General features: G+C 61.1%; 5 protein-coding genes. 4 read left to right on the top strand and 1 reads right to left on the bottom strand.

Annotated features, from left to right (window positions below):
- Positions 1-2,323 (top strand): DUF1800 domain-containing protein (locus NMQ14_RS19510; protein WP_257098497.1); only part of this gene is annotated, 2,323 nt, incomplete at its 5' end.
- A gap of 73 nt (positions 2,324-2,396) precedes the next feature.
- Positions 2,397-3,644, top strand: a complete 1,248-nt coding sequence (locus tag NMQ14_RS19505; protein ID WP_257098496.1) for a DUF1501 domain-containing protein — start codon at positions 2,397-2,399, stop codon at positions 3,642-3,644.
- A gap of 1,076 nt (positions 3,645-4,720) precedes the next feature.
- Here the strand turns inward: NMQ14_RS19505 and cysQ are convergent.
- Complete coding sequence (cysQ, locus tag NMQ14_RS19500; protein ID WP_257098495.1) at positions 4,721-5,497, bottom strand: 3'(2'),5'-bisphosphate nucleotidase CysQ; 777 nt, start codon at positions 5,495-5,497, stop codon at positions 4,721-4,723.
- 988 nt (positions 5,498-6,485) lie between these two features.
- Here cysQ and cysD point away from each other — a divergent pair.
- Positions 6,486-7,415: a sulfate adenylyltransferase subunit CysD gene (gene cysD, locus NMQ14_RS19490; protein ID WP_257098498.1), complete on the top strand. Its 930-nt coding sequence runs from the start codon at positions 6,486-6,488 to the stop codon at positions 7,413-7,415.
- Positions 7,415-9,346, top strand: coding sequence for a sulfate adenylyltransferase subunit CysN (gene cysN / locus NMQ14_RS19485; protein WP_257098494.1), 1,932 nt, complete (start codon positions 7,415-7,417; stop codon positions 9,344-9,346). Before cysD ends, cysN begins: the two co-directional genes overlap by 1 nt.
- The last annotated feature ends 111 nt before the right edge of the window (positions 9,347-9,457 follow it).

The raw sequence follows: 9,457 nt of genomic DNA, 5'->3' as shown, positions 1-9,457 counted from the left end.
GGCGGGGCTGGGTACGAAGCGTTACGTGGTGAGGGCGACGAGTCCGATCGACGGAAGTGCGAAGGACAGTACGGCTTACACGGTGGGTGGCGGATATACGTTCGTCGTCGGAACCGCCGCACTGAACGTCGTAGTCATCGATGCAGTGACCGGTCTCGTCATGAAGACGCAAGAAGTGAATGCCTACGAACTCGATGCCGCTGGCGGAATGGTTTGGCGGGCGAAACAGACCACGGATGCATCCGGAAAGGCGGCGTTTGATCTTGAAGGTCTGGTATCAGGAAAGACATTCAAACTGGGCGGTATGTTCTACGAAAATTGGGAAGTCAGTGACCCGATATCGAGCGCTGGAAGCTATGAATTCAGAGTCGGTACAGATCACGATCGAGTTCCACCGTCGATAGAAATTTCGCAGCCCGTATCAAACAAGGCCATCAGCAAGAACGGCTTCAAATTGCAGGGCTTGGCGTCCGATGATCGTTCCATTTCGTCCGTTTCGGTTTCGATCAGTCTTCCCTCCGGACGTACGATTAACTCGGCTGCCACTCACCAGCCGGCAGGAGGTGTCTGGTACTTCACCTCACCAGCACTCGGTGATGAGGTGGCTGGACTGGTTACTGTGACAGCCACTGCAATCGACAAGGGCAAGAACGAAGCGAGGGCGGCTGTTCGGCTCAATCTCGTGAATGATGTAACACAGCCGACGCTCTCTATACAAAGTCACCCCGACGGGTCGAAAGTGCCGCTCAGGGGTTTCGTGATCAATGGTCGACTTGCGGATGACACTGCTTCGCCTTCCCTGTTTGTGAGCGTCACTGGAGGCGGTGCGAGTGAAATCGTTGATCGAGTGGTTGACGTTGACGACGCATCGGGAAAATGGGCGGTCACGTTTGCTCCGGAACAGGTGTTTTCAATCCAACCGTTGCAGGTGACGTTCAAGGCAAAAGACGCCTCCGGTAATGAGGTAAGTCGACGGATTGCGCTCTCGCCCGATGGCCTATTCGATCAGGCTTGGCATGTAGTGCAGCGTACAAGCCATGGCACCGCGAATTTCAACGAAGTGATTGCACAGGGCAGCGCCAATCATATTGCCCGGCAGTTGAATCCAGAAGACATCGACAACAGTGCGCTGGAGCAGCGCCGATCAGGTTGGCCAACCGATGGAACGCACGTGGCCACACGTTTTGTTCGTGACTCGACGTACAGCAACCGTCAATTGCGAGAAGTCATGACATGGTTCTGGGAGAACCACTTTAACACCGCTTTTCAGTCTCACTTGAACAGCGAGTTTGAGAAAAACGAAACTGAAGCTTTCCGCGCGAACGCGCTGGGAAGCTTCCGTCAGTTAGTCGGAGAAAGCGCCCGCAGCCCGGCAATGATCTACACCTTGGACAGCCTCAGGAACATGAAAGGCCGCCCGAACGAAAACTACGCCCGCGAATTGATGGAACTGCATTCGATGGGGGTGACAGGTGGTTACACGGACCGTGACGTAGTCGAAGTCGCGCGCGCCTTCACGGGTTGGACGGTGAAGGACGGTATCTTCTTCTTTGATGCGACCAAACATGACACAGGCGCCAAGATGGTTCTCGGCCAGACAATCGCCGCAGGTGGTGGTCAGTCTGACGGGGAAAAAGTACTTGATCTCGTCGCTGCACATCCTTCGACTGCACGCTTCATCTGTCGCAAGCTGGTCACGCTGTTCGTGTCTGACGTGCCGGTGGAGTCACTGGTAACACGCTGCGCGGCGACTTTTACTGCGCACCAGGCCTCGCCTGACCAGATGAAACAGGTCGTCGCGATGATACTGAATTCGCCCGAGTTTCTCGGCACCACGTATCGCGGCACCAAGCTGAAAACGCCGATCGAATTCGTGATCGGCGCAGTTCGCCAGTTCGGTGGCGAAAACGCCGGGGATGACATTTCGCTGGAGATCCATCGCCAAGGCATGTCCTTGTTCATGAATCCCTCACCCACCGGATTTGGCGAGACAGGCACTAGCTGGCTCAGCACCAGCATGCTCCAGACGAGAGCGCGATTTGCCGACCGGCTGCTGAGCTACAGTCCGGCGGTTTCACAAACGCAGTTCAACCTTTCAGCTCGCATGGCTGACGAAGGATTCGTGACTGCAGAAGGGGTAGCCGGACGGATGTTGGAATGGACGCTCGGCCCGACCTTCCTGAGTCGTCATCGGCAGTTGGCTATCGATGTGCTCACGGAGAACGGAAGCTACCCCTATTTCCCGTCGGCGCCGGATGCAGAAATGCGCTTACGCCGTCTCGGCAAGGCCCTGATGATGTTGCCGGAGTATCAATTCCAATGATCGCTACCTTACTCAGGCAATGTGATGTGGCCCGGTCATGCTCGCGCTGCGCAGAAAATTCAGGGGTACTGGCATGAACAGACGGAAGTTTCTTGGTCAGGCGCTGAGTTTGGCGGGCGCTGGCGCGATGGGGTTGCCTTCAGCGGGATGGGCGACATCCACGGCATCGCCGGGTGGGCGCGTGCTGGTTATCGTGTTCATGCGCGGGGGCTGGGACGGACTGAATGTGGTCGTGCCGCATGGCGACGATACTTACTACAGCCTGCGTCCCACGCTTGCGATTCGCCCGCCGTCGGACGGCAGTGCCACATCGGCGCTTGATCTGGATGGGTTCTTCGGCTTTCACCCCTCGATGTCTGCGCTGCGCGACATGTATCAGTCCGGGCAGGTAGCAGTGATGCCGGCCGTGCAGTATGCCGACGCATCGACGTCGCACTTCACGGGGCAGGACATCATCGAGACGGCGGTGACGACAGCGGGAAGCACCGGATGGCTGGCGCGTCATTTGATGCAACTGAGTGGGGATGTGACCAGCAAGGCGCTCAGCTTGAGTGATCAGGTGCCGCTTAGCCTGGCGGGTTTGCCGCGCCCGGTGTCGGCCTTCCCGGATCTCGGCAGCCTGTACCTCGCGTCGAGCCAGAGTGACCGCACGATGCTGGCGAATGTGATCAATCAGTCGTATGGCGCGACGCCGCCGGCGGGGCATCCTTACGCTGCCGCGCTCAATGGCATCGGTACGTCACTGCTCGGCGAACTGACTTCATTGCAGGCCGTGGGGCAAATGACGCCCGAAAACGGCGCGGCCTACCCGAACACGAACTTCGGCCGGCAGATGCGGCAGGCCGCAGCACTTGTGAAGGGTAAAACCGAGTTGCAGTTGATCACGTTGAATCTCGGCGGTTGGGACACACACAGCGGGCAGGGCGGCGGGCAGGCGGATGGGCGCATGTCGCAACTGCTCGCAGGCTTTTCCAATTCGGTCAATGCGTTTTTCACCGACCTGGGTGGCGACGCATCGCGTGTCACCTTGCTCGCGATGAGCGAGTTCGGCCGCACTGCGGCTGAGAATGGCAGCGGCGGGACGGATCACGGCAATGCGTCGACATGGATGGCGATCGGCCCGACCGTCAATGGCGGGATACACCTCGGCAATGGCTGGCCTGGCCTGCAGCCATCTCAATTACGCGACGGCCGCGCGCTTGCACATACCATCGATTTCCGTGCCATCTACGCCAATGTGCTCACCCGCTGCCTCGGCGCGACCAATCTGTCAGCGGTGCTGCCGGGTTACGGCGGTGGGATGGTGGATGTGGTGGTTTGAGCGGGTCGATGAATCGCTGGCCGCCGATGATGTGCACCCTTACACGAAGGCCTACTTTGCGTGACGGGAGGGCGGCGGTCGCGATCAGCGCCGGGCTGGTCGCTGATCAGAGTGTTGATCGCAGCGCAGACGCCGCTCCCGCGAAAGATCTCGCGGCTCATCGAAATTGCGGCGGCACGGTGATTGTCGCGGTAGGTTCGACTGTGGGAGCCCTCTGAGCGGTCCGCGACTCGCTCTGCATGGCCAGCCCGTTCTGCGGTTGGCAAGCGCGCACCGGTTCTGTAGGAACGATCCATTGATCGCGAATCGGCGCTCGAATTGTAGGAGCGATCCATTGATCGCGAATCGGTGCGTTGATCAGGCACCTGCCGATGTGCAAGGTCCGTGTTCGCGATCAATGGATCGCTCCTACCTGACGTCACGTGACTTTCGGGGCTGGCATGCGGATGGATCGCGCTGTTGAAGCACGTCACGCAGCAAGAATGCCGCACGAATCGTAGGAGCGATCCATTGATCGTTAATCGGAGCTCGAATTGTAGGAGCGATCCATTGATCGCGAATCGGTGCGTTGATCAGGCACCTGCCGATGTGCAAGGTCCGTGTTCGCGATCAATGGATCGCTCCTACCTGACGTCACGTGACTTTCGGGGCTGGCAAGCGGATGGATCGCGCTGTTGAAGCACGTCACGCAGCAAGAATGCCGCACGAATCGTAGGAGCGATCCATTGATCGCGAATCGGCGCGTCGATCAGGCACCGGCCGATGTGCAAGGTCCGTGTTCGCGATCAATGGATCGCTCCTACCTGACGTCACGTGACTTTCGGGGCTGGCATGCGGATGGATCGCGCTGTTGAAGCACGTCATGCAGCAAGAATGCCGCTCGAATCGTAGGAGCGATCCATTGATCGCGAAAATGCGCACTATATATATGCAGCCGTGTGTTCAACGCGCCGATCTTTTCAACTCGGTGTGTCAATTTTCAGCCGGCAGCCTGGGGATCGCGGCTTAATCCGTCCAAGAATTCGTCTGCATCCCCGCTGGACGACAGAACAATCCAGGCAGTCATCGCATGCGGCTCAGCCGCCAAGTCCCCAGGCTGCGAAATGCGGATTTGCGAAATCCGGCTTGCCGTAGGTGAAGGCGGAACCATCGATCTGCTCGATGTGCCCGCCAGCGGCGATCAACACGGCGTGGCCTGCGGCGATGTCCCATTCCATCGTGCGCCCGAGGCGTGGATAGACATCGGCTTCGCCGGCGGCAACCAGGCAGATCTTCAGCGATGAACCTGCGTTGCGCAGCTCGGCGACCTTGCGGCCTGCCAGGTAGGCGTCGAGTGCGGCCGCGTCACCGTGCGAGCGGCTCGCGACCACGGTCAGGCCCGCTTCAGGCGTGGCGCGGCAACGGATTTCACGTACGCCCGCCGCGTCGTCCACCCAGGCGCCAACGCCTGCGACGCCGGAGAACATGCGGCCCTGAGCCGGCGCCTGAACCACGCCCAGCACCGGCTGGCCGTTCTCGATCAGTGCGACATTCACGGTGAACTCGCCGTTGCGGTTGATGAACTCTTTAGTGCCATCGAGCGGATCAACGAGCCAGAACGGTGCGCCGTCTGCAGGGCGCTGGCCTGCTTCCGTCGATTCTTCCGACACGATGAACACATCAGGCGTCAGCGCCTTGAGTCGCGCCACGATGAGATCATCGGCCTTGCGGTCTGCGAGGGTGACCGGGGAACTGTCTGATTTATCAGTGACTTCGAAATCCGTTGCATAGACTTCCATCACGCATTGCCCGGCGTCGCGGACGATGGCCAGCAGCTCAGCGTGCAGTGACTGAAGTTCGGCGATGGTGCTCACGAGCGCTTCCACGTTGGGATTTGAGGGTGGCTAATCTGGTCATTAAATGATTGATTACTACCGTCTGCGCACTGAATGGTTTTACTCTACACGACGTCTGTCATACCTGTATCAAAAAATGGACGCTCGAAAACTGTCTGCCGAGATCGTGAATGACCGCCGCCGTCAGGCGGTGAAGCTGCGCCTGTCGGGCATGACGGTGGCTGCGGTGTCGAGCGCGGTCGAGTTGAGCGCGCCGACGGTGATCGCGGCGCACAAGGCGTATCTGGCTGGCGGGTGGGACGCGGTGCTGCTGAAACGCCGCGGCCGGGTTTCGGGCAGCGGGCGCAAGCTCGACAGCGCGACCGAACAGCGGCTGGCCACCGCGTTCGAAAACCTGCCTGATGCGCTCGGGTTGCCGTTCGGGTTGTGGAGTGACGAGGCCGTTGCCGCATGGTTCGAACAGCAGAAGATTGCCGTGCCGCCCCGACGCAGTCTCGCGCGCTACCGCATCGACTGGGCTGTGCAACCGGAACTCGACCGGGACGGCGAGGCGACGTTGCGCGAACAGCGCAATGCCTTGTCCGTTGGTGAGCGCTGGTGGACCGGTGCCATGGCCTGGCGCCCGACCACGGTGCCTTGCAGCGGGCAATGGCTGCTTTTCGCGCGCGGGCGGCGCGGGCAGCTGCACTGGATGTTGTGCCCGCACGCGCCGCGTGCAGATGACTGGAAAAACCTGTGGTCGCGGCTGGCAACGATGACTGCCGCGCCGATGCATCTGCTGGTCAGCGGCGTGTCGCTCAAGCCGGGCGACATCCTGAGCACCTGGATGCGCAACCAGTCGCCCGCCGTGAGCGCGACGGCGATCACGCTGTCGGTGCGCGCCAGTCGCCGCACCGTCAACGACTCCGCGGTGCCGGCTGCATCCTCAGGCCGGTCGGCACCTTCGCGTCGCGCCACGCAGTCGGTGGCGCCCGCTACTTTTTCTGCAAACCCTTCGAGAACACTCATGCAGACCACTCCCGAACCCGTCGATCCGGACACCCTCACCCACCTGCAACGGCTGGAAGCCGAGAGCATCCACATCATGCGCGAGGTGGTGGCGGAAGCTGAAAACCCGGTCATGCTCTATTCGGTCGGCAAGGACAGCGCAGTCATGCTGCACCTCGCGATGAAGGCCTTCTACCCGGCCGTGCCGCCGTTTCCGCTGCTGCACGTGGATACCACGTGGAAATTCAAGGCGATGTACGAATTCCGCGATGAGATGGCGAAAAAGCTGGGCATGGATCTGCTCGTGCATGTGAACCAGGAGGGGCTGGCCAAGGGCATCAACCCGTTCACGCACGGCTCGGCCATCCACACCGACGTCATGAAGACCGAAAGCCTGAAGCAGGCGCTGGACAAATACGGCTTCGATGTGGCGTTCGGCGGTGCCCGCCGTGACGAAGAGAAGTCGCGCGCCAAGGAACGCATCTTTTCGTTCCGCAGTGCGCAGCACCGCTGGGACCCGAAGAGCCAGCGGCCGGAGCTGTGGAGTCTGTACAACGCGCGCAAGCACAAGGGCGAGTCGATCCGCGTGTTTCCGATCTCGAACTGGACCGAGCTCGATATCTGGCAGTACATCTATCTGCAGCACATTCCGATCGTGCCGCTCTATTACTCGGCGCCGCGACCGGTGGTGGAGCGCGACGGCACGCTGATCATGGTGGACGACGACCGCATGCCGCTGCGCCCGGGCGAGGTGCCGCAGATGAAGAGTGTGCGCTTCCGTACGCTGGGCTGCTACCCGCTGACCGGCGCGGTCGAATCGACCGCCGCAACGCTGACCGACATCATCCAGGAAATGCTGCTGACGACGACTTCGGAACGGCAGGGCCGCGTGATCGACCACGATTCGACCGGTTCGATGGAAAAGAAGAAGCAGGAGGGCTATTTCTGATGTCAAACGTTTCCGACCTGATCGCCGAAGACATCGGCGCCTACCTCAAGCAGCACGAGCACAAGAGCCTGCTGCGCTTCATCACCTGCGGCAGCGTGGACGACGGCAAGAGCACGCTGATCGGCCGCCTGCTGTACGAATCGAAAATGCTGTTCGAAGACCAGCTCGCCGCGCTCGAAGCCGACTCGAAAAAGGTCGGCACGCAGGGCGGCGATCTCGATTTCGCGCTGCTGGTCGATGGCCTGTCGGCCGAGCGCGAACAGGGCATCACGATCGACGTCGCCTACCGTTTCTTCTCCACCGACCGGCGCAAGTTCATCGTCGCCGACACGCCGGGCCACGAGCAATACACGCGGAACATGGTGACCGGCGCGTCGACGGCCGACCTGGCCATCATCCTGGTCGATGCGCGCTACGGCGTGCAGACGCAGACGCGCCGCCACAGCTTTCTGGTGTCGCTGATCGGCATCAAGCGCGTGGTGGTCGCCATCAACAAGATGGATCTGGTCGGCTACTCGGAAGCCACATTCCGCCGCATCGTCGATGACTATCGCGAATTCGCGCGCCAGCTCGGGCTGGAAGACATCGTCGCGATTCCGATGTCGGCGCTCAAGGGCGACAACATCACGACCCCCAGCGATGCCATGCCCTGGTATCACGGCTCAACGCTGATGGGCTATCTCGAAACCGTGGAGGTGGACCAGAAGCGGCGCCTGAAAAGCCCGTTCCGGCTGCCTGTGCAGTGGGTCAACCGGCCGAACCTCGATTTCCGCGGCTTCGCCGGTACGATCGCCGGCGGCAGCATCACGCCGGGTACCGCCATCCGCGTGCAGCCGTCGGGGCGCACCAGCACGGTCAAGCGCATCGTCACCGCCGACGGCGACCTGCCGCGTGCCATCTCCGGCCAGTCCATCACGCTGGTGATGGAAGACGAGATCGATATTTCGCGTGGCGACGTCATTTCGACGCTCGATTCGCCGGCAGAAGTGGCCGATCAGTTCGAGGCGACCCTCGTCTGGATGCAGGACGAACCGCTGATGCCCGGCCGCGCCTATCTGATGAAGATCGGTGCGCGCACGGTCACCGTCACGGTCACCGACATCAAGCACAAGGTGAACGTGAACACCCTGGAACATCTCGCAGCGAAGCAGCTCGCGCTGAACGAGATCGCGGTGTGCAAGCTCAGCGTCGACCGGCCGATCGCGTTCGACCCGTACGAGCGGGTGCGTGAAACCGGCGGTTTCATCCTGATCGACCGCATCAGCAACGCCACCATCGGTGCCGGCATGCTGAGCTTTGCGCTGCGCCGTTCGCACAACATCCACATGCAGCACGTGGATGTGGACAAGACCTCGCGCGGTGCAATGAAAGGCCAGCGCCCCTGCGTGCTGTGGTTCTCCGGCCTGTCGGGGGCCGGCAAGTCGACGCTCGCGAACCAGGTCGAAAAGCGCCTTCACGCGCTGGGCCGCCATACCTATCTGCTCGACGGCGACAACGTGCGCCACGGGCTGAACAAGGACCTCGGTTTCACCGAAGCCGATCGCGTGGAAAACATCCGCCGTGTGGCCGAAGTGTCGAAACTGATGGTCGACGCCGGTCTGCTCGTCCTGACCGCCTTCATTTCACCGTTCCGGTCCGAGCGCCGCATGGCACGGGGTTTGATGGAAGAGGGCGAATTCATCGAAGTGTTCGTTGATACACCGATCGCCGTGGCCGAAGAGCGCGATCCGAAGGGGCTGTACAAAAAGGCGAGACGCGGCGAGATCAAGAATTTCACCGGCATCGATTCGCCCTACGAAGCCCCCGAGCACGCCGAAGTCCGCGTGGATACCAGCACGCAGGACATCCAGGCGACGGTGGACATCATCATGCAGCACCTGCGCGAGCGAGGGATACTGGTCGGTGAAGGCAGCACTGCCGGCGACGCTTGAGCTGCGTGATTTTCCGGCCTGGCGCGCGGAAGGATTGCGCTGTTGTAGGAGCGATCCATTGATCGCGAACACGGACTTTGCACATCGGCAGGTGCGTGATCAACGCGCCGA

This window comes from Methyloversatilis sp. XJ19-13 (genome assembly GCF_024580155.1).
GTDB lineage: Bacteria > Pseudomonadota > Gammaproteobacteria > Burkholderiales > Rhodocyclaceae > Methyloversatilis.
The sequence above is the reverse complement of the archived record's forward strand: the minus strand, read 5'-3'. Positions and strand labels throughout refer to the sequence as shown.